The sequence below is a fragment of the Bradyrhizobium sp. HKCCYLRH2060 genome, assembly GCF_051168135.1.
Taxonomy (GTDB): Bacteria; Pseudomonadota; Alphaproteobacteria; order Rhizobiales; family Xanthobacteraceae; genus Bradyrhizobium.
On the sequence record NZ_JBNPUK010000001.1, the window covers coordinates 145406 to 165870 of the forward strand.

The 20465-nt window shown below is 64.0% G+C and carries 16 protein-coding genes, 1 tRNA gene and 2 pseudogenes; 7 read left to right on the forward strand and 12 right to left on the reverse strand.

Annotated elements, in window-relative coordinates; genetic code table 11:
* Positions 1 to 302: 302 nt before the first annotated feature.
* Entirely contained in the window at positions 303 to 1202 is a 900-nt protein-coding gene (locus ACQR10_RS00580; protein ID WP_316215249.1) for a sulfotransferase domain-containing protein, read from the forward strand.
* Positions 1203 to 1288: 86 nt separating this feature from the next.
* On the opposite strand, the gene ACQR10_RS00585 is transcribed toward ACQR10_RS00580, so the two are convergent.
* Together ACQR10_RS00585 and ACQR10_RS00590 are read right to left on the reverse strand one after the other, a co-directional pair.
* Positions 1289 to 2743: an HlyD family type I secretion periplasmic adaptor subunit gene (locus ACQR10_RS00585; protein ID WP_316215250.1), complete on the reverse strand. Its 1455-nt coding sequence runs from the start codon at positions 2741 to 2743 to the stop codon at positions 1289 to 1291.
* The gene (locus ACQR10_RS00590) at positions 2730 to 4856 is read right to left on the reverse strand and encodes a type I secretion system permease/ATPase (protein ID WP_316215251.1); all 2127 of its coding nucleotides are present in this window, start codon (positions 4854 to 4856) and stop codon (positions 2730 to 2732) included. Before ACQR10_RS00590 ends, ACQR10_RS00585 begins: the two co-directional genes overlap by 14 nt.
* 1242 nt (positions 4857 to 6098) lie before the next feature.
* On the opposite strand from ACQR10_RS00590, the gene tnpA (ACQR10_RS00595) reads away from it, so the two are divergent.
* The 4 genes and pseudogenes from tnpA (ACQR10_RS00595) (at position 6099) to tnpC (ending at position 8935) form a co-directional block, all read left to right on the forward strand.
* Entirely contained in the window at positions 6099 to 6608 is a 510-nt protein-coding gene (gene tnpA, locus ACQR10_RS00595) for an IS66 family insertion sequence element accessory protein TnpA (protein WP_316215252.1), read from the forward strand.
* Positions 6605 to 6991, forward strand: coding sequence for an IS66-like element accessory protein TnpA (gene tnpA / locus ACQR10_RS00600; RefSeq protein ID WP_316215253.1), 387 nt, complete (start codon positions 6605 to 6607; stop codon positions 6989 to 6991). Before tnpA (ACQR10_RS00595) ends, tnpA (ACQR10_RS00600) begins: the two co-directional genes overlap by 4 nt.
* Positions 6988 to 7341 (forward strand): IS66 family insertion sequence element accessory protein TnpB, encoded by a 354-nt coding sequence (gene tnpB, locus ACQR10_RS00605; protein WP_316215254.1) that lies wholly within the window; start codon positions 6988 to 6990, stop codon positions 7339 to 7341. Before tnpA (ACQR10_RS00600) ends, tnpB begins: the two co-directional genes overlap by 4 nt.
* A 69-nt stretch (positions 7342 to 7410) precedes the next feature.
* Positions 7411 to 8935 (forward strand): annotated as a pseudogene (tnpC, locus tag ACQR10_RS00610) (IS66 family transposase).
* 280 nt (positions 8936 to 9215) lie between these two features.
* On the opposite strand, the gene ACQR10_RS00615 reads toward tnpC, so the two are convergent.
* The 6 genes and pseudogenes from ACQR10_RS00615 to ACQR10_RS00640 form a co-directional block, all read right to left on the reverse strand.
* The gene (locus ACQR10_RS00615; RefSeq protein WP_316215255.1) at positions 9216 to 10613 is read right to left on the reverse strand and encodes an AAA family ATPase; all 1398 of its coding nucleotides are present in this window, start codon (positions 10611 to 10613) and stop codon (positions 9216 to 9218) included.
* 63 nt (positions 10614 to 10676) lie between these two features.
* On the reverse strand, positions 10677 to 10913 hold the full coding sequence (locus tag ACQR10_RS00620; protein ID WP_316215256.1) for a helix-turn-helix domain-containing protein: 237 nt from the start codon (positions 10911 to 10913) through the stop codon (positions 10677 to 10679).
* A gap of 185 nt (positions 10914 to 11098) precedes the next feature.
* Positions 11099 to 11596 (reverse strand): tyrosine-type recombinase/integrase, encoded by a 498-nt coding sequence (locus ACQR10_RS00625; protein WP_410051386.1) that lies wholly within the window; start codon positions 11594 to 11596, stop codon positions 11099 to 11101.
* Between the two features lie 186 nt (positions 11597 to 11782).
* A pseudogene (locus tag ACQR10_RS00630) lies at positions 11783 to 11983 on the reverse strand (phage integrase central domain-containing protein); the annotation flags it as partial.
* A 12-nt stretch (positions 11984 to 11995) separates the two neighbouring features.
* Positions 11996 to 12322 carry an Arm DNA-binding domain-containing protein gene (locus tag ACQR10_RS00635; protein WP_316215258.1) on the reverse strand — a complete coding sequence of 109 codons (327 nt, stop codon included), beginning with the start codon at positions 12320 to 12322 and terminating at the stop codon, positions 11996 to 11998.
* Positions 12323 to 12486: 164 nt separating this feature from the next.
* Positions 12487 to 12576 (reverse strand) — tRNA-Ser (locus tag ACQR10_RS00640).
* A 220-nt stretch (positions 12577 to 12796) separates the two neighbouring features.
* Here ACQR10_RS00640 and ACQR10_RS00645 point away from each other — a divergent pair.
* The gene (locus ACQR10_RS00645) at positions 12797 to 13141 is read left to right on the forward strand and encodes a hypothetical protein (protein WP_316215259.1); all 345 of its coding nucleotides are present in this window, start codon (positions 12797 to 12799) and stop codon (positions 13139 to 13141) included.
* Positions 13142 to 13178: 37 nt separating this feature from the next.
* On the opposite strand, the gene ACQR10_RS00650 is transcribed toward ACQR10_RS00645, so the two are convergent.
* The 4 genes from ACQR10_RS00650 to ACQR10_RS00665 all read right to left on the reverse strand — a co-directional run bounded on the left by ACQR10_RS00650 (position 13179) and on the right by ACQR10_RS00665 (position 19651).
* The gene (locus tag ACQR10_RS00650; RefSeq protein WP_316179270.1) at positions 13179 to 14639 is read right to left on the reverse strand and encodes a trehalose-6-phosphate synthase; all 1461 of its coding nucleotides are present in this window, start codon (positions 14637 to 14639) and stop codon (positions 13179 to 13181) included.
* Between the two features lie 216 nt (positions 14640 to 14855).
* Positions 14856 to 15677: a trehalose-phosphatase gene (gene otsB / locus ACQR10_RS00655; protein ID WP_410051383.1), complete on the reverse strand. Its 822-nt coding sequence runs from the start codon at positions 15675 to 15677 to the stop codon at positions 14856 to 14858.
* Complete coding sequence (locus ACQR10_RS00660) at positions 15678 to 17192, reverse strand: MFS transporter (protein WP_316215261.1); 1515 nt, start codon at positions 17190 to 17192, stop codon at positions 15678 to 15680.
* Between the two features lie 422 nt (positions 17193 to 17614).
* The gene (locus ACQR10_RS00665) at positions 17615 to 19651 is read right to left on the reverse strand and encodes a methyl-accepting chemotaxis protein (protein WP_316215262.1); all 2037 of its coding nucleotides are present in this window, start codon (positions 19649 to 19651) and stop codon (positions 17615 to 17617) included.
* A gap of 300 nt (positions 19652 to 19951) precedes the next feature.
* Between ACQR10_RS00665 and ACQR10_RS00670 the strand changes: the two genes are divergently transcribed.
* The gene (locus ACQR10_RS00670) at positions 19952 to 20437 is read left to right on the forward strand and encodes a (2Fe-2S)-binding protein (protein ID WP_316215263.1); all 486 of its coding nucleotides are present in this window, start codon (positions 19952 to 19954) and stop codon (positions 20435 to 20437) included.
* Positions 20438 to 20465 lie beyond the last annotated feature (28 nt).

A 20465-nucleotide genomic window follows, 5' to 3' on the forward strand; every position in this document is an offset into this window, starting at 1 on the left:
GCGTTCTGATTAGACATTGCCCCCCCCGGATCACTCTGACCGATCAGAACTCAGAGATCGTCGGGATGTACCTCGACCGCGATGGGATTAATTCGAGTTGCACCGCCTTGAAGCGAGCGCACTGGCGGTCTTTGGAGTCGTTCTGGTGTCCGCCGGACACTCGCCTAAGCTTATCGAGCATTTGCAGATTCTGTATGTGAAATTGCGCGCGAAACGGATATTAGGTGCCCAGAGGCATTTGAGCGGAATTCCGATACATGAGGCGAACCACGACAGAACATAACTGCAGCTCGGACAGCGGAGTGGCGTTCTCGCAAAATATCATATGGATCGCCTCGTTCCCGAAGTCTGGCAACACATGGATAAGAGCATTCCTGCATAATCTTCTCGGCGAAATAGTTGCGCCGCAACAACCACCCCATCATATCAATATGCTGCACCAGCAGACCTGGTGGGAATTCGGCGCCAAGCAATTCGAAGCAGTGCTCGACAAACCATTCACAGAAGCGAGTCACCGCGAACTTGCTGAAGCTCGCCCGAAAGCTCAGGCTTGGATGGCGCAGAACTGCGCCGGCCCATTCCTTGCCAAGACGCATCTCTGCGTCGGCGAAGATTACGGCGTTCCCACGATTAATCTCGATGCAACGCTGGCAGCCGTCTATGTCGTGCGCAACCCTCTCGACGTCGCCATCTCCTTCGCTCACCACTCCAACGAGTCGATCGATGAGACGATCGCCAAGATGGCCACGCCGAATTTCACGAGCCCGAACCGGGTTCAGCACATCTACGAGACGATGGGATCGTGGAGCCAGCACGTCGCGAGCTGGATCGGCATCTACAGCCGGCCGGTGCACATCATGCGCTACGAAGACATGTTGGCCCAGCCGGTCCGGACCTTCGGCGCGCTTGCGAGGTTTCTGCGTTTGAAGCCGACGGAGGCGCAGCTGAATGCGGCGATCCAGAAATCCTCGTTTGCCGAGCTGCAGCGCCAGGAGAACGAGTCGGGCTTCCGGGAGAAGCCTCCGGCGGCCGAGCGCTTTTTTCGCGAAGGCACCAGCGGGCAATGGGCCAAGGTCCTGTCGCCTCCCCAGATTCAAGAGGTAGTTCGGGCGCATGCGCCTATGATGCAGCGCTTCGGATACCTGCAAGGCGACTGTGGGGGCAACATCGCGATCCGGCGACCGACGTCCGGCACGTCGTGACAATCGTTCGGGCGCTGGCAAAAGCGTTAGATCCCGATGGAAGATCGACAATCGATCCGATTTACATGCGCGGGCGAGTGGCATTGTCATCGCTCCCGCAGGCTTTCTTGCCGGTAGCGCAGCAGTGGCGACATCACATATTCGATGATCCGTCGCGTCCCTGTTTTGATCTCCACCGTCACCGCCATGCCCGGCGCCAGCGCGACCATCTTGTCCTCGACCTGCATCTGCTTCTCGTCGAGCGACACCCGCGCCGAGTAGATGAACTCCTGTCCAGCCGGCTCACTGGTCTCGGTGAGCGCGCCGGCGGTATTGCCGCCATTCTGCTTGTCGGCCGGTTTCTCGCGGACGATGGAGTCCTGCGAGACGCTCAGCACCTTGCCATGGACAAGGCCGTAGCGGGTGAAGTTGAAGGTGTCGATCTTGATTTCGGCCGCCTGGCCGACATTGACGAAGCCGATGTCGCGGTTGGAGATCATGGCTTCGGCCTCGAGCTGGCTTTCGGCGGGCACGATGAGCATCAGTTGTTGCGCCGGTGTGACGACGCCGCCGACGGTGTGCAGCGCGAGCTGCTGCACCGTGCCGTCGATCGGGGCGCGCAGCACCTGCTCGGTCGTCTTGCGTTCTGCCTTAACCAGGTCCTGCGTCAGCTCCTCGGCCTTCTTCTCGGCGTCGGCAAGATCCGACAGCACTTGGCGCTCGAACCCGGAGCGGGTCTGCGCCAGCTGTTGCTCCAGCGCCAGCCGCGCGGCCTCGATCTCGACCAGACGGCGCGTCTGCACGATGCGCTCGTTTTGCTGGTCGATCAGGCGCGACTGCGCGTCGATATAGGCGATCTGGTTGCCGTACTGGATCTCCTTGGCGTTGCGGCGGATCTCGGCGGTCTCCTGCAGGAAAGGCAGGGTGGCGTCGATCTTGGCGATGGCGGCCTCGACCGACTGCGCCTCGGCGCGCTTCTGCGCGATCTGCTGCTGGTTCGAGGCAAGCTTCGACAGTTGCTCGGCGGCCTGCGCCTGCAGTGCGGCGCGGGTGCGCGCGACGTCAGTGGGCGCCGCGCCTTCGGGCACGTTGAGCGGCCGCAGCGCGGCGAGATCAGCAAAGCTATCGCGCAGCACGCTGAGTCGGGTGACATCGAGCCTCGCCTGCATCAGGCCCTGTGCGACGCGGCGACGTTCGGCCTCGGTGACGGTGCGGTCGAGCTCGACCAGCACATCGCCGGCACGGACCTTGTCGCCGTCCTGGACATGGATCGCCGCGACGACGCCGGCTTCGAGCGGCTGGATCGTCTTGGTGCGGCCGGTCGGCACGATCTTGCCCTGCGCCGAGGCGATGATGTCGACACGGCCCATGATCGACCAGGCGATCGCGATGGCAAAGAACAGCATGATGCTGCCGGCGATCGCGCGGCCCGCCGGCGAGGCCGGCGTCTCGACGATCTCCAACGCGGCGGGGAGAAATTCGCGAGCATCATTGCGGCGCTTGCGGTGCGCATCCAGCGAGATCGGCGCGTTGTCCTGCTTGTGCGCCTCAGCCGACGACATGGAGCCCCGCCTGGATCTGGTGCAGGGTCGCGTAGCGGCCGGCGCGCTTGATCAGCTCGTCATGGGTGCCGTCCTCGACCAGGCGGCCGCCCTCGATGGTGATGATGCGGTCGGCGTTGCGCACCGCCGACAGCCGGTGTGCGATGATGAAGACGGTGCGGCCGGCGCAGATCTTGCGCATGTTGCGCTGGATGATGTTCTCACTTTCATAATCGAGCGCCGAGGTCGCCTCGTCGAAGATGAGGATGCGCGGATTTGTGACCAGCGCACGCGCGATCGCGATGCGTTGGCGCTGGCCGCCGGACAGGCTCGCGCCGCGCTCGCCGACCACGGTGTCGTAGCCGTCGGGCAGGCCGAGGATGAACTCATGCGCGCCGGCGAGCTCGGCCGCCTGAATCACCCGCTCCACCGCCATGCCGGGATCGGCGAGCGCGATGTTGTCGCGGATCGAGCGGTTGAACAGCACGTTCTCCTGCAGCACCGCGCCGATCTGCCGCCGCAGCCAGGTGACGTCGGCGACGGTGAGATCGACGCCGTCGATCAGGATGCGGCCGGCCTCCGGCACGTAGAGCCGCTGGATCAGCTTGGTCAGCGTCGACTTGCCGGAGCCGGAGGGGCCGACGATGCCGACCACTTGGCCTACCGGCACCTTCAGGCTGACATCGTGCAGCGCCAGCGGGCCATCGACGCGGTAGCGGAAAGAGACGTGATCGAACACCACCTCGCCGCGCACCGGCGGCAGCGCGGCGCGGCTGGGATTGAAGGCGGGCTCCGGCGTGGTGTTGAGGATGTCGCCGAGGCGGGCGACCGACAGCCGCGCCTGGTGAAAGTCCTGCCACAGCTGCGCCAGCCGCAGCACCGGCTGCGCCACCCGTCCGGCCAGCATGTTGAAGGCGATGAGCTCGCCGACGCTCAAGTCTCCTGCGATCACCAGATGGGCGCCGAAATACAGCGTCAGCGCGGTGACGATCTTGCTGATGAACTGCACAGACTGGCTCGCCCAATTGCCGAGCGACAGCACGTCGAAGCTGGCGCCGACGTAACCTGCGAGCTGCTCCTCCCAGCGCCGCTGCATCTGCGGCTCGATCGCCATCGCCTTCAGGGTCTGGATCGCGGTGACGGTCTCGACCAGGAAGGCCTGGTTCTCGGCGCCGCGATCGAACTTGAGGTCGAGCCGCTTCTTGAAGATCGGCGTCACGCCAGCCGACAGCGCGATGTAGAACGGGAACGAGCCGACAACGATCCAGGAGAGGAACGGCGAGTAGTAGAACATCACGCCGAGGAACACGAAGGTGAAGGCGAGATCGATCACCAGGGTCAGCGCCGAGCTGGTGATGAAGTTCCTGATGTTCTCGAGCTCGCGTACCCGCGCCACCGAATCGCCGGCGCGTCGCGCCTCGAAATAGGCGATCGGCAGCGCCACCAGATGCCGAAACAGCCGCGCGCCGAGTTCGACGTCGATGCGGTTGGTGGTGTGAGAGAAGACGTAAGTGCGAAGTCCGCCGAGCACGGTCTCGAAGATCGTGACGGTCACAAGGCCGAACACTAGCACGTCGAGCGTGGTGTAGCCGCGATGCGTCAACACCTTGTCGGTGACGACCTGGAAGAACAGCGGGGTGACCAGGCCGAACAGCTGCAGAAAGAACGACGCCAGCAGCACCTCGCCGAGCAGCCGGCGATATTTCTGCATCGCCTGAAGAAACCAGGTGATGTCGAAGCGCCGCGCCAGATCGGACAGCGAGGCACGGCGCGCCATCAGCACCACCGTCCCCGTCCAGTTGGCCTCGAACTCGGCGCGCTTGATGCTCTGCGGCCGGTTCACGAGAGGATCCTGGATCAGCGCCGCCTCGGCCGTGACCTGCCCGAGGATGACGAATGAGCCATCCGACCGCGCGGCGATGGCCGGTAGCGGCAGCTTGACGAGACTGTCCCAGGTCCGCCTGACCGCACGCGCCTTCAGCTTCAGCTGCTTGGCGCAGCGAAGCATCTCGGTCACGCCGACCGGCTCTCCCGCCAACTGATGTGCAATCTGCGCCGGATCGATAGCGATCTGATGAAAACGCAGCAGCAATGTCAGGCAGTCAAGCCCCGTATCCCTCTGCCCCGCGTCCATTGCCAGCACCACCCCAAGTGGTGCGACAATAGCGCGCAGCAGACAAGAATCGACAAGCTTTGTCGCACGTTGGCATTCAGAAATCGGAACTGTATCTGAAGCGCAACAAATTAACTACCAGGGGTAGTGCTCGTGTTTTGCGCCTATCCCGAAAGGAGTGTCGCAGTTCTTTCACAGAAAGCTTCATTGTGCCGACCGTCAGCTCAGCAACGACGCCACAGTCGGCTGATTCGGCGACCATCGTGGGAATGACCCAAGTCTACAATCGCGCCTGGTTCTTGGGTCAGCTGCATTCCGCGCAGCACGCCTCGCTGTGGAAGGCATCCCTGGTGCCGGCGGACGCTCGTGAGGTGGACATCGCGGAATACGGGTTTGACGTCCTGCACAACGAACTCCTCGGAGCGAGAGCACAGGCGGAGGCGGAGGCGGCGCTTCCCCTTTCGTCGACCTGCGGGCCACCACAAGCATCTGCGGGTCGTCCGCATTCCAGCGCGTCGATAACGTCGCACGCAAGTCGAGAGAGCCGCCCTCTTCTGGCGCATCAGACTGTGGACAAATGCCGGGAAGTCGATCGTGTCGGCCGAAACCTCGGGTGAGACTTGGACCGGAAATGATGCTGCTCACTTTGCCCCAGCCTCCCACGCAGCGCACTGTAGTCACCACCACTCCGAAGGTCGTATTGGCTCACCATTGCAGGTGACGCCGGCGAGCACGAAGAAGGGCGCCGAAGAAAGCACGTAGCGCCTTGCGATGCTCCTGCGCAGTCACGGCACGCACTTGGACGAACGGCAGCTCACGTACTGCTGACCGGCCCCTCGGGAAGATCGGACGTGTCCGCGCCTAGCCCATGATGGCTGACAAGGGAGCGCCGGGCCGGCCGCATTCGCGGCACGCAGCACACGCGGTGACAAGGCCACTCGTGCTACGCCCTGACCAATGCGCCCGGGCAAATACGAAACTCCAGCTCGCACGAGCCTCGTGCGCGGCGCCTCACAGCAGCGAATTTCGCAATGGTGCCGAAAACAACATTGATTTCAGTAAGGAAAGCACTGAGCGCGGCACGCGACTCGGCCGACCGGCACGGTTGAACTCAAGTCATGTCAATGACTTGGAGTTCAACCGGCGAGCCGCTTTTATCTTGCCGCTTTAATCGGCCGGATGTAACCGTCCGGTTCCTGCACACCTTCCCCCTCGTGTGTTGTCGTTCCATTTCGGGCTCTCTGCTGCTGTGGAGATTCTCCGGTGGGACCCAAACATTTCGAGAACAAAGCCCGACGCGAATGGTGGTCGCTGCACATCGAGGCATGGCGTCGAAGCGGCCTCGGAATCCGCAAATACTGCCAACAACAACGTCTGACCGAGAACACGTTGCGGCGTTGGCTGAAGCGGCTTGCCGGCGAGGAGACCGCGCTTAAGCTCAAGAAATATCAGACGGAATTGCGCCGCGAGCGCGCCCGGGACGAGCGAGAAAAGATGCTCCGAAAGCAGAAGCAGCGCAGGTTCATAGTCACCGCGGACGTGCGCAATCGAGCTTCTCAGGCGTTCTGGTCGATGCATGTCGAGGCGCTGAACTGGAGCGGGATAGAGCTCCCTATGCCGCGGCGATGCAGCTGTCGCCGCATTCGCTGCGCAAATGGCGCGACCGATTGGCGGCCGGCGAGGTCACAATCGACTGGCGCGCCCATCTTCATCCCTCCGCCCGTCCGGCCGTTAGCACTAGTGCTAGGAACTCACAGCCCGAACGCCGCTTGACAGCTGCCGAAGTCGGCGATCCGGCGGCGCCCAAAATGCCGGCCCGCCGCTTCTTCAGCGACGAGGAGAAGCTCGCGATCGCCAGGGAAACCAAGCTACCAGGCGCCAAAGTCTCTGCTGTCGCCCGCAAGCATGGGATCGTCACCGGGTTGCTGTTCCGCTGGCGCGCGCAGTTCGGCATCGCGCAAAAGAAGCGCTCCAAGCTCGCCCGTGTTGTGCTGCCCGACGACATGCCCGCCGCGCGCGCCTTGCGCGATCTCGTGCGTCCACCAGAGGGCATGATGGCTGTCGACCTCGCTGACGGACGGCGTGTCTTCGCTCCCGCCGGTAACGATCCGGATGCGGTGCGGCCGCAGATCGAAAGCGGAGATGAAGCGCGATGATGTTCGTCCCTGCAGGCGTGAAGGTGCACCTGGCGCTTGGCTACAACGACATGCGCAAGGGCATGGACGGCCTTGCAATGCTGGTGCAAGACACGCTGAAGAGGGATCCGTTCTCCGGTCACCTGTTTGCCTTCCGCGGCAAGAAGGCATCGATCCTGAAGGTCCTGTTCTGGGACGGAAACGGGCTTTGTCTGTTCACGAAACGCGTCGACCAGGGCTGCTTCGTGTGGCCAGTGACGGCGGGCTATGATGGATCGATCACACTGACACCGGCGCAGCTCGCGATGCTGATTGAAGGCATCGACTGGCGCGCGCCGGAACCCGTATGGAAGCCGGCGATTGCAGGATGATCTGCAGAAACCGGTGCTGAACTGAGTTGCGATTCTTCTACGAGGAAGCCGGTTCGAGTACCATCGGACATGCAGCTCGATCTCACCAATCTCCCTCCCGATCCTGCGCTTCTGCAGCGCCTTGTACGCGACATTGCTGCTGCAATCGACCATCGCGACACCGAGATCGAGCGTCTCAAGTCCATCATCAGACAGCTGCAGCGGATGCAGTTGGGCCGCAGCTCCGAGCGCATCGATCCCGATCAGCTTGCGCTCGGTCTGGAGGATCTCGACAGCGACATCGGCCGCGTTGAGGAAGCGCAACCGAAGGTACACCGGAAGCCAAGTCTCCGCCGCGACGCCGTCCGCTGCCCGATCATCTGCCACGCGAGGACGTTCTGCTCGACTTGCAAGACCGGATCTGTGGCTGCTGTGCCGGCGCTCTCCATCTGATCGGCGAGAGCGTCAGCGAGATGCTGGATTGGGTACCAGCTCAGCTTCTCGTCGTGCGCACAACCAGACCCAAATACGCCTGCCGAGCCTGCAACAAGGTCGTGCAAGCCGGTGCGCCCGGGCGGTGATCGCTGGCGGTCTGGCGACGCCGACGCTGCTCGCGCACGTGTTGATCAGCAAACACTGCGATCATCTTCCGCTCTATCGGCAATCGCAGATCTTCGACCGTCATGGCGCCGATCTCTGCCGCTCGACGCTCGCCGGCTGGGTTGGCGGCGCATGCTGATGGCTCGAGGCCTTGCACGAACGGCTGTGCAAGAACGTGTTCGCCTCCAACCGTCTCTTTGCCGATGACACGCCGATCCCGGTGCTTGATCCTGGCCGCGGACGAACCAAGACGGGACGGCTTTGGGTGTACGCCCGCGAGCAACGGCCGTGGGGCGGACCCGAACCTCCTGCCGCCATCTACCTGTTCGCACCCGACCGCAAGGCCGAGCGACCAGTCGCACATCTTGCCGCCTTCAAGGGCATCCTGCATGTCGACGGATATGCCGGCTTCGAGCAATTGGCCGACAAGGAGGGCACCACGCTCGCAGCGTGTTGGAGCCATTCGCGATGCAAGTTCTACGATGTGGCCGAAGCCACGGCGTCTCCCGTGGCCACAGAAGCCCTGCGCCGGATCGGCGAACTCTATGCGATCGAGGCGCGTATCCGCGGCCAATCGCCTGCTTATCGCCTGGCCGAACGCAGGACGTTCGCCAAGTCAATCGTCGATGCTCTGAACGTCTGGCTCGATACCCAGCTCCGCCTGGTCTCCGGCCGCAGCACGCTTGCCGAGGCGATCCGCTATGCGCTCTCGCGCTGGCATGGCCTGACGCGCTTCCTGAACGACGGCCGCGTCGAGCTCGACACCAATCCGGTCGAGCGCGCCATCCGTCCCGTCACGCTCGGCCGCAAGAACCACCTGTTCGCCGGCGGCGATGGTGGCGGACATCGCTGGGCGGTCGTGAGCTCGCTCATCACGACATGCAAGCTGAACGACGTCGAGCCCTACGCCTATCTGCGAGACATTCTGCAGCGGATGATCGACGGACACCCCGTCAACCGCCTGGACGAATTGCTGCCGTGGAGCCAGCAGCTGGCTATTCATGTCAAGACCTGATGCATGTGCAGCGGCCGGACGCTTACATCGGGCGTCGCCGTCACTCTCGCCCCCTCGCCTACGAGCCCGCGAATCTCGTCGCTCATTTCCAACTCGCATCGAAGCTCTGTGTACGCGAGCGCAGCCTGACCAGAGCAACGCGTTCCATCGCTGCAGGGGTGTGGGGGGATAGAACACCTGTGATGGAAGGGCCGATGGCAGGCGATGGAATAACCGTTGGCAGGGGCGTTCGGATGAGCGTTGGAAGCAATGGAAGACCGATCGAAGGGGCGATGGAAGGTCATCGGGGCGCTCTTTCAATGTGCTTGCGGCGCTTCGATGCCGGACCCGTTTCCACGCTCACGATCCTGCCCGACGTGAACAAACGCTCCATCGCAGCGCGAAGGGCGCCGGCCGATATTCCGTTCGCCTCGGGATCGCCCGCCAGCTCGAACGGCGCGCTGCCGCGGCCGCTGCTTGGCCGGACGGGCCGGCCCTGGGCGATGCGCTTGTCGAGCAATTTGAGGAACAGTTCATCGACCTCGCGTTCGGCAGCAGCGCGATAGGGTGAACTCTCGGCCGACGTCGCCGGAACGAAAGTCAGGCCGTTCCATCGCAATCTGACTTTCTCTCCAGCGCGGCCGTAATTCGATTTCTTAACCTCGAGTTCTCGGATATCCGGATCGTTTTTGTCGGCGTCCGAAAGGTGCAACATGGAGCGGACCGAGTTGCGCCAATCGACAGAATTTGCCGTTCCTGAACCGTCGGCCATACCGCGTACCGAGGGGTGGTCGAGTAGCACAATCGCCGTCGCATTGTCGCGAGCGATCTTCCGAAGTATCGCAAGAAAACTGCGGACTTGTCGTCGGGCGATGGCTTCGCCGTCGAACACTGCGGCGATCGAATCGATGACGACGAGCATTGGCCGATGCCCAGAAAGCCAGCTTTCGATCTGCAAAAGAAGTGCAGTTTTCGTGACCTTGCCGAGCCGGTCCGTGGTCGCAAGCCAGGTCGCATCGAGGTCAGGAAAATGCAGGTGCAGATGCTCGATTGCATGCGGATCGATATGACGGTGGTCGCAGATGCGCTCGATCCGGTCGCGAACATTGGTCTCAGGCTCTTCACAGCTGAGGAACAGTGCCGGTCCAGTCTCGACCACGCAACCCAGCCAGTCGCCGAGTCCTGCGGCGACCGAAACCAGCAGCTGCACCGCGGTTTCGGTCTTGCCAGCGCCACCATTGCCCGAATAGAGCGTGAGGTCGCCGAGCGGGATCCGCGCGGCCGCCAGCCAGCGCTGCTCAAGCGGCTCCGTATCCTTCCAGTCGACCGGGGTCTTAGTTTCAAGAAACGGAGGGATCTGCGAAGGCTGAGCGCTGGAGCGGCGGTCGGATCGCACTTCCGGTTGCAATTCGAGCGGCATATTCGCCGACATCGCGATTTGCATGACAGCGGCTTCCTTGTCGCCGCCAGCTTCGCCAGTAAGACCATTTGACTCCGCAACTTCGAAGATCTTGTCGACAACAGTAGCGGGGCTGAGGCAGCCGTTCTGCACATACTCACGCAGATGATCGGCCATGTCCTGTAGCGCCTGAAGTCGCGCAGACGGTGAGGCTGGCGCATTCGCAACGATGCGAGCGGCGAGCGAGAGGGCCTTTTGCGCGTCTCTGACCGGCGTTGCGATGCGTGCATCTTGCTTCATCCGAAAAGTCCGGAGCAAGTCGGCCAAGAGATGGCCGCCCACCGCACTCAGAGACCTAAATGCTTAGATGCTATTGGGGGCGGCGCGGCCGCGACGAACTGCTTCCGCGGCCAGCCGGCGGTCAATATATTCGTTGATTGATCTGATCGTGATCCGGCGAGACTTGCCTTCCGTGTAGCTCTCAAGCTCACCGTTGTTGATGAGCTCATACAGCTTCTTGCGCGAGACCTGGATGGCTCTCATCGTCTGGTTTGGCGATGCAACAAGCGGCCCTTCCAACGCTACCGAGTCAGTAGACATGAGCGAAACATCCTGTCGTTTCCGGACATTCCTGAGCATGCCGAAGAAAGGAGTTTCCGCAAAGTGTTCGAGCTATGGCGTGCATTTTCGGCGGCTACAGCGAACAATCAGACGCCAATGCGTAGGCCCGCTGGTTCAATGTCCCAAACGCAAGCTTTGCGCAGGCTTCAAAAGTAACTCAACGATCAGCCAGCTTCACGAAAGCCGATTACGCTCGCCGGCGTCAAAAACTGCGCCCAATCTTTCATGAGGGCACGACGCTTCTCTAGCTTCTGTCCGCGCTGGTAGGCTGCCGCGGTCTCGGACTTGTACTTGTGCGCAAGTGCTGCCTCGCGCACGCCGTCTGGATAGTCCGTGCATTCTTCGGCCCAGGTCGCGAAAGTCGAGCGGAAGCCGTGTACCGTGACGTGACTGTAGCCGAGGCGATCGAGTACGGCGAGCATTGCGTTCTCCGAAAACGATCCGCCGCCCGGATTTGGAAAGATCAGTTCACTGCGGCCCCCATCACGCATGCGATCGAGAATCGCGAGCGCTGGCTTCGAGAGCGGCACGACATGGTCCTGGTTCATCTTCATACGTTGGCCCGGGATTCTCCAGGTCGATGACGGCCCATCGACCTCGCACCAACGTGCGTCTACCACCTCATTAGTACGGCACGCGGTGAATATCAGAAAGCTCAGCATTGAAGCCGCGATACCGGCTGCCGCGGACAAGTCTGCCACGAACTGCGAAGCTTCGGCGTAAGGCAATGCAGGGTGATGACGGACAACGCGCTTCGGCCGCCGCGGTAGTTTCTCGCGCAGTTGTTTGGTGAGCCCTGCAGGATTCCGGAAATCCGTGTCGTCAACGTCGACGTTTCTTGCGATGATGGTTTCGATCCGCCCGCGGACGCGATTGGCGGTTTCTCGCTTCTCAACCCAGATCGGCCGCAGCAATTCGTAGACGTGGCTCGGCTTGATCTCCGGGATCGTGAGTTTTCCGATGGTTGGATAAGCGTAGCGTTCGAGCGACGACGGCCATTGATTGCGGTGCTTTTTGCTCCAGGCCGACCAATTCTCGCGAATGTAGGCTTCGGCACACTCCTAGAAGATGGGACGGGTGACCTTGACGTCTACGGATTTCGCTTCCTCGCGGGCCGCTCGCTTCTCCTGAACGATGTCGACACCCGGCATGCTGCGATCGCCCCTTACGCGAAGGCGCGCCGCATCACGAGCGAGCCGGGCCTCTTTGAGCGGGACATCTTTGAGCGAGCCCAGGCCGAGCCAGCGCTGCTTGCCGTCCTTCCAGTACCGGTAGCTCCAGCTCTTCGACGTGGGGCTCCCGACGATCAGGTAGAGACCGCCGCCGTCAGTGTACTTGCCAGGCCGAGTTTCGCGTTCGATGTCGAGAGGCTTGAGCTTGCCGACCATGCGTTCTCCCTCGCGAAAATCCGTCCTCCGAACCTACGGCCAAAGCTACGGTTTGCATGGTGACAAGGGGTAACATCGCGGCACTGACCGCCACAGCCCTCATCACGCAAAGCGTTGTTTTTGCTGTCGATTCGTACAATCGGATATAGAGGAGAACAATCTACTGGCGGAGAGAGTGGGATTCGAACCCACGGTACGGTTTCCCGCACACACGCTTTCCAAGCGTGCGCCTTAAGCCACTCGGCCATCTCTCCGGCGGCCCTCTCTTGGCGGGGTCGGCGGCGTTTTGCAAGCCGGGCGGGGGCCTCGGCGGCAAATTTCCCCCAAATCGCTGATAAAAATCATCAATCCGCCCTGGTTGCGGGCTCGATCTGGCATCGCCCCCGCCCGGCCGGCCCCACCGTGAACCGGCCGGGCGGACGGCACGACCACTGATTTGCGGCCTCGATCCGGCTGCCCATGAGGGACCTCGCCATGCCGCCATCCTCCCCTGCCTGTCTCGCCATCCTGCTGGCCGCGGCGTTCAGCCTCGCCGCCGCCGGGGCGGCGCGTGCCGATCAATGCACCAAACAGGGGGTCGACGTGACCTGCGACGACGGCCGCAAGGGGATCTGGCAGGGCGACGCGATCCTGTGGCCGGACGGGACCAGGTCCAGCCTGAATCCACACCCGTCCGTCATCATCGGCAACAAGGCCTCGGTGGTCGTCGGGCCGGGCGTGTTCGTCGGACAGGGCAAGGGCATGGTGCCGATGGACAATCCGAGCTCGCCGAACAAGCTGCGCTGCGCGGTGCTCGACGGCGTGTCCTACTGTCATTGAGTCTCGCCGCCCTGGGGCGGCGAGAGGCAACGCTCGGTCAGTGATAGCGCGCGCCGGGCGACAGCATGCGGCCGGCCAGGAACCCCGCCGGCGCAGCAGGCAGGGGTTCGATCTCGACCTCGGCGGCGTCGCCGTCCTGCAGGGTTTCGACGAAGTCGGCAAACCATTGCTGGATCGAATGGCGGCGCAGCTTCGTCATCATGATCTCGTAGCGCATGCGGCGCTCGTTGAGCGGCATCGACAACGCCGTCGCGATCGTCCGGGCCATGCCATCGATGTCATGCGGATTGACCAGGAGTGCCGCGTCGAGCTCGTTGGCGGCGCCGGCGAATTTCGACAGCACCAGCACGCCCGGATCGACCGGGCTCTGCGCGGCGACATACTCCTTCGCCACCAGGTTCATGCCGTCGTGCAGCGGCGTGACGACGCCGACCTGGGCGCTGCGATAGAGTCCGGCCAGCACACCCTGGCCATAGCCCTTGTTGAGGTAGCGGATCGGCGTCCAGTCGACCTCACCGTGGCGGCCGTTGACCTCGCTGACGAGGCGCGCGACTTCGCTCTGCAGATTGCCATAGGCCTCGATCGATTCGCGCGAAGGCGTCGCGATCTGCAGCAGCGACGCGGCACGCAGCAGGCTCGGGTGCATCGTCCACATGCGATCGAAGGCATTGACGCGGTTGACGAGGCCCTTGGAGTAGTCGAGCCGGTCGACGCCGATGGCGAGCTTCTCGCCATTCAGGCTGCGGCGCAGCCGCGACACGTCCGGATGCGCCACCGCCTTCGCCGCCTGCTGCGCGAACTTGTCGGCGTCGATGCCGATCGGGAACACGGCCAGACGCGTGCGGCCGTGCAGCGACCTGACCACGCCGTCGCGCACCTGAAGGCCGAGATCGGTGCGGATGCAGGCGGTGAAATTCTCCCGATCATCCTCGGTCTGGAAGCCGATCAGATCATAGGCGAGCATCGCGGTGACGAGATCGCGGTGATTCGGCACGCTGTCGATGACGCAGCGCGCGGGCCACGGCGTGTGCAGGAAGAAGCCGATCGGGCTCTTCACACCGAGCGTGCGCAACTCCGCGCCGAGCGACAGGAAGTGATAGTCCTGGATCCAGAACAAGGTGTCCGGCTTCTGGAATCGGAGCAGCGCGCGCGCCACGAAGGCGTTGACCTCGCGATAGGACCGATAATCATCATGCGAGACGCTGATCAGATCGCTGCGCGAATGCAGCGCCGGCCACAGCGCCGAATTGGCGAAGCCTTCGTAGTAGCCGGCGTAATGCGCGGCTGGCAGATCGAGCAGCGCCAGCGCGCCTTCACCGATCTGCTCGATCTCCGCAATCGGTTCCGTCTGCGCGCCGTCACGCACACGTCCCGAAGACCCCACCCATACTGCCCCCGATTTCTCCACAACGGGCAGCAATGCTGCCGCAAGTCCGCCGGTCATTGGCTCGTTGGCTTTGCCACGGGCCACCCGATTCGAAACCACGACGAGGTTCACAGCTCCCTCCTGTTGGTCATGTCGGTTAACAGCTGTTCATCAATATGGTTCCAGGCCACCCTTTCAACCAAATGAAACCAAATTCGGGCATTCGCGCGGTGTAATCACAGCGTCAATCAAGTCAGAACGTTTCTAATCAAGAACGACGCATGCAACATGCGAATGCATGGCGAATGGAACTAATAACGCGGCGATGCGGAACCCCTGCGCGGACTGCTAGGTCGACGAATTAGTTCCGCCGTCGGCGAGGCGCGCCAGGAACGCGCGCACGTCGTCCGGTGCGTCGAAATGTCCGTCGACACCGAGCGCGCGGCGGCCGACCGAGAACGACAGGCCAGCGAAATCCGGCATGATCGCGAACACCGTCTCGTCGGTGACGTCGTCGCCGATGAAGAACGGCTTGCGTCCCTTGAACGGCGCGTGCCGCATCAGCTCGCGCACGCCGCTCGCCTTGGTGAAGCCGGCGTGCTTGATCTCGCACACACACTTGCCGGGCAGCACCTCGATCGGCGCCCCCGGCAACTCGGCGCGGATGCGCGACACCTCCTCGTAGATCGCTTTCTCCGCCTGCGGCGCGAGGCGATAATGCAGCGCCAGCGAGTACCCCTTGTCCTCGAGCAGAATGCCGGGGCTGAGCTTGGCGATCGCGGCGAGCCTGCGCTTCAGCTCCTTGTCCAGCGGCGGCGCCTTGATCGCATCCGCCTCGCCGCCGCCGCCGAGCCGCATCTCCGCGCCATGGCCGCCGACGGCGGGGTAGACCTCCGGCGCGAAGATGAGATCGATGTCGTTGAGCGAGCGGCCCGAGACCAGCGCCAGCGCGCCGGAGGTTCGTTGCAGCAACGCGTTCAGTGCCTCGGCGAGACCTGGCGGCACCCACACCTCGCGCGGCGTCGGCGCGAGATCGAGCAGGGTGCCGTCGATGTCGAGCAGGATCGCCACCTCGCGCAGATGCGGCACGAGACTCACCGGCGCCGGAACGATCTCGGCGGGTTCGGACGCCGGAGACCTGATCAGATCGGAGTTGTCGGACATCATCATCTACTCCATGACGGCGAGCGGGCGCGCCACCTGCTCGAGCGATTTGCGCTCGGCCGCGATGGCATAGCGCCAGGCGACGAGCGCCGCCACCAGCATCAGCGCGGCACCGAACAGATAGCCGCCGAACACCGCGCCGCGCGCGCCGCTGTCGAGCAGCGCGCCGAACAGCGCGGGTCCCGCGACGCCGCCGATCCCGGTACCGATGGCGTAGAACAGCGCGATCGCGAGCGCGCGCACTTCCAGCGGAAAATTCTCCGAAACGGTGAGATAGGCGGCGCTCGCCGCCGGTGACGCGAAGAAGAAGATCACCATCCAGGCCGCGGTCTGGGTCGCGGCGCTCAGCACGCCGATCGAGAACAGATAGCCGGTGAGCGCAAGCAGCACGCCGGAGACGCCGTAGGTGAAGGTGATCATGGCGCGGCGGCCGAGCGTGTCGAACAGGCGGCCGAGCAGCAGCGGCCCGAGCACGTTGCCGGCCGCGAAGGGCAGGATGTACCAGCCGACGTGATCGGACTTGATGCCGTAGAAATCGGTCAGCACCAGCGCGAAGGTGAAGAAGATCGCGTTGTAGAAGAACGCCTGCGCGATCATCAGCGTCAAGCCGACCAGCGAGCGCTGGCGATAGACCGAGAACAGCGTATGCGCGACCTCGGCGAGCGGCGTGTGATCGCGCATGCGAAGGCGAATCTTGGGCAGGGATTTGGCGCGCTCCTCGCGGTCATGGCCGGTGACGTCGCGCTCGATGGCGGCGACGATGTCGTGCGCCTGGTCCGGATGGCCATGGATCATCAGCCAGCGCGGACTTTCCGGAATCCACATCCGCATGATCAGCACGACCAGGCCGAGACAGGCGCCGATGCCGTAGGCCAGCCGCCAGCCGACATCCGGGCCGGTGACATCAGGATCGAGCAGCACGATGGCGCCGACGGCGCCGAGCGCGGCGCCCAGCCAGAAGCTGCCGTTGATCATGAGATCGGTCCAGCCGCGATAGCGCGCCGGCACCAGCTCCTGGATCGTCGAGTTGATCGCGGTATACTCGCCGCCGATGCCGGCGCCGGTCAGGAAGCGAAACAGCGCGTAGGTCGCGACATTCCACGACAAGGCGGTGGCGGCGGTCGCGGACAGATAGAGCGCGAGCGTGATGAAGAACAGCTTGCGGCGGCCGATGCGGTCGGTCAGCCAGCCGAAGCCGAGCGCGCCGAGCACGGCGCCGGCGAGATAGGCGCTGTTGGCAAGCCCGATGTCGAGATTGGAGAAGTGCAGCGCCGGGCTCTGCTTCAGCGCACCCGACAAGGCGCCGGCGAGCGTCACCTCGAGCCCGTCGAGCACCCAGGTGATGCCGAGCGCGAGCACGACGCGGGTGTGGAAGGCGCTCCAGCGGAGGTCGTCGAGCCGGGCGGGGATGTTGGTTTCGATGACGCGATCCTGGCCTGCCGTGTCGTCCGGCGGCGCGCTGGATGGCGGCGCTGACGTGATGACGCGGAGGTGCGGAAAAGATGCCTGTCGGGGTGCCATGGAATCCCAATGCGACGGCGCGGGTCGCACCGCATGCTCGACCGAGAGGATGAAGCAAATGCGGCAGCGAAACCCTGCCGCTGCGACCCAACGTCTCGGCCAGCGCTGGGTTCCCCCAAGCGGGGTGGGGAACCTACTCTCGGCACCAATCAGGCCGGGTCAGACGGTCGCGTGGCGAGCCCCAAATGCCGCCTCACACTTGGCTGTCGTCCCGGGCAAGTCCGCTGACGCGAAGCGTCAGCGGGCGCAGACCTGGGACCCATACCGCGGGATGCACGATTGGGCAGGCGATCAATACCACCTGCGACACGACTGCCGCGGCGTATGGGTCCCCGCGTTCGCGGGGACGACAGCGGAATGTGCGGCGGCGGCCTCGGCATACCATCGGCCGATCGAGTGCGACCGGCAAAAGTCCTGACGATTTACGCCGCGCGGATGTTGGTCATGAAGCGGTTGAGCTCCGCGCGCAGGCGGGCGCTCTCCGAGGACAGCGACTGGGCCGAGCGCAGCACCTCCTCCGAGGCTTCGCCGGTCTGGGTCGCGCCGCGATTGACCTGGGTGATGTCGGTGGCGGCGGCCTGCGTGCCCGCAGCGACGCTCTGCACGTTCCTCGCGATCTCCTGGGTCGCGCCGCCCTGCTGCTCGACCGCGGTCGCGATCGACGAGGCGATGGTCGAGATCTGGCGGATGGTGCCGCCGATCTGCTTGATCGCCGTCACCGACTCCTGGGTCGCCGCCTGCATGCCGGAGATGTGGTTGGAGATGTCGTCGGTCGCCTTGGCGGTCTGCTCCGCCAGCGACTTGACCTCGGAAGCCACCACGGCGAAGCCGCGGCCGGCATCGCCGGCGCGCGCCGCCTCGATGGTGGCGTTCAGCGCCAGCAGGTTGGTCTGCTCGGCGATCGCGGTGATCAGCTTGACGACGTCGCCGATCTCCTGCGCCGCGCGCGACAGCTTGCCGATGCGCCCGTCGGTCTCCTCGGCCTGGGCCACGGCGGATTCCGCGATGCGGCTGGACTCGCGGACCTGGCGGCCGATCTCGTCGACCGAGGCCGACAGCTCGTCGGTCGCGCTCGCCACCGAGTGGATGCGGCCGGTGGCCTGGTCGGAGGTGCCGCTGACGCGGCTCGCCAGCGACTGCGTGGTCTCGGCGGTGCGCGTCAGGGTCGAGGCCGCCTGCTCGAGGTGCTCGGCCGAGGTCGAGACGTTGGACACGATCGAGCCGACCGCGGTCTCGAACTCGTCGGCGAAGCGGATGAGCTCGGCCCGCCGCGCGGCGCCCGCCGCCTTGTTCTGGGCGTCCTGCGTCGCGGCGTCGCGCTCGGCCTTGGCCACCGCCTGCACTTTGAACTCCTCGACCGCCGCCGCCATCTCGCCGATCTCGTCGCTGCGCCCGAGGCCGGGCAGCCGGACGTCGAAATTGCCCGAGGCGAGCTCGCGCATCGCCTTGCACATCGTGATCATCGGCTTGGAAATGCCGTTGCCGAGCATCAGCGCCAGCACGGCGCCGAGCGTCAGCCCGCCGATCGCCAGCATCGCGATCAGCCGCTCGATGTCCGCGATGGTGGTGTTGGCGGCGGCCTCGATGCGCTGCTGGTCGGAGGCGACTTCGGATTTCAGCCCGTTCGACAGCGCGATGATCTCGGTCCCGACGAGGCCCATTTCCTGTTCGAGCTTGCCGAGCGCCTTCATGTTCTCCGATAGCTTGATGAAGGCGGCGCGATACTGCTTGATCAGGTCGCCGAGCTCGGCGACGCGCTGGGTGATCTTCTCGTCATTGGCATAGATCGTCACCAGCGAGGTTTCCAGGAAGCGCGTCCGCGCGATGGCGCCGTCGGCGGTCTTGGCATCCGGCTTGGCGATATAGGTCCCGACCAGCGCGGACACGGTCAGGTACTGGCCGGTGAGGTCCTTGGCCGTCGTCTGCACCGACGGCAGGCCGGCGAGCGCGGCGGTGTCCGCCAGATCATCGAACTTGAAGCGGATCTTGTTGCCGATGATGCCGATCTGGTCGGTCGCCAGCTTGGCGTTCTCGCGGGTCAGGGCAACGATGCTCGAGAACGTCTTGGCGAAGGCCTGAAACTGCGCCTGCAGCTTGCCGACCTGCGCACGCCGCTCGGCGCCGGTCGCGGCCATCGATTTGTCGATCGCGGCCTGGAGCGCCTGCTGGGCAGCGGTGGCCGCCGCCTCGTCCTCGGCTTTGCCGGTCAGGGCATAATAACGGGCGAGCGCCTGGTACGAGACCAGCTCGCGATCGACGGTGCGGGCAGTGTCGGCTTCCGCAACGCTGCCGCGATAGGCCGCCACCGCCGCGGCGACCCGCTCGAACCCCAGATAGGAGAAGCCGATGCTGACGGCGGAGATGGCCAGCACCACGGCAAAGCCGAGGACGATCTTGCCGCGAAATCGCAGGGTCAGAAAATTGGCACGCCGCGACTGCGGCGCAAGCTGCGCAGACATTCCCACCCCCGACACGCCATTCTTTAATATTGGCCACAAACCAACCCGCCCGGCGGCAACGCACCAGAGCGTGATCAAAACTACGTCACAATGGCTAAGGGGCGGTAAATGGGCAGCATCGGCCTACGGCCTGCGCTCTCACCTGTGCCGGTGCCGCCTCGCATGGCGGGCCACATGCGACCGAATCGCCGAGGCCGCGCGCAAGACGTCGCAATGACATCAGAGACGAAAATTCGAGTTGCAAAGTCCTGAGGGCGCTGTTTCTAATCAGAATAAGAAAAATTCATCGGGAGGTTACTCGTGTCGACAGTCAAACTGACGGTGAACGGCAAGGCGGTCTCGGTCGAGGCCGAGGATCGCACCCTGCTCGTTCACCTCCTGCGGGATCATCTCAATCTCACCGGCACCCATGTCGGCTGTGACACCAGCCAATGCGGCGCCTGCGTCGTCCATATCGACGGCCGTGCCGTGAAATCCTGCACCGTGCTGGCCGGCCAGGCCGCCGGCGCCAACGTCACCACCATCGAAGGCATCGCCAAGGGCGACGAGCTGCATCCGATGCAGGCCGCCTTCCGCGACAATCACGGCCTGCAATGCGGCTATTGCACGCCGGGCATGATCATGTCGGCCATCGATATTGTGCACCGCCACGGAGGCGAGCTCGACGAGAGCACGGTGCGTGAGGAGCTGGAAGGCAACATCTGCCGCTGCACCGGCTATCACAACATCGTCAGGGCCGTGCTCGATGCTGCCGGACGGATGAAGGTCGCGCAAGCTGCCGAATGAGGCCGGCGAGAGCCGCCGTTTACCGCAA

Bases quoted from the DNA above. Each gene is read 5' to 3' on its own strand.
- ACQR10_RS00585 (WP_316215250.1), bottom strand. From the start codon at position 2,743: ATGTCGTCGGCTGAGGCGCACAAGCAGGACAACGCGCCGATCTCGCTG.
- ACQR10_RS00590 (WP_316215251.1), bottom strand. From the start codon at position 4,856: ATGGACGCGGGGCAGAGGGATACGGGGCTTGACTGCCTGACATTGCTG.
- tnpB (WP_316215254.1), top strand. From the start codon at position 6,988: ATGATGTTCGTCCCTGCAGGCGTGAAGGTGCACCTGGCGCTTGGCTAC.
- ACQR10_RS00615 (WP_316215255.1), bottom strand. From the start codon at position 10,613: ATGAAGCAAGATGCACGCATCGCAACGCCGGTCAGAGACGCGCAAAAG.
- ACQR10_RS00620 (WP_316215256.1), bottom strand. From the start codon at position 10,913: ATGTCTACTGACTCGGTAGCGTTGGAAGGGCCGCTTGTTGCATCGCCA.
- ACQR10_RS00625 (WP_410051386.1), bottom strand. From the start codon at position 11,596: ATGCTGAGCTTTCTGATATTCACCGCGTGCCGTACTAATGAGGTGGTA.
- ACQR10_RS00635 (WP_316215258.1), bottom strand. From the start codon at position 12,322: ATGGTCGGCAAGCTCAAGCCTCTCGACATCGAACGCGAAACTCGGCCT.
- ACQR10_RS00645 (WP_316215259.1), top strand. From the start codon at position 12,797: ATGCCGCCATCCTCCCCTGCCTGTCTCGCCATCCTGCTGGCCGCGGCG.
- otsB (WP_410051383.1), bottom strand. From the start codon at position 15,677: ATGATGATGTCCGACAACTCCGATCTGATCAGGTCTCCGGCGTCCGAA.
- ACQR10_RS00660 (WP_316215261.1), bottom strand. From the start codon at position 17,192: ATGGCACCCCGACAGGCATCTTTTCCGCACCTCCGCGTCATCACGTCA.
- ACQR10_RS00665 (WP_316215262.1), bottom strand. From the start codon at position 19,651: ATGTCTGCGCAGCTTGCGCCGCAGTCGCGGCGTGCCAATTTTCTGACC.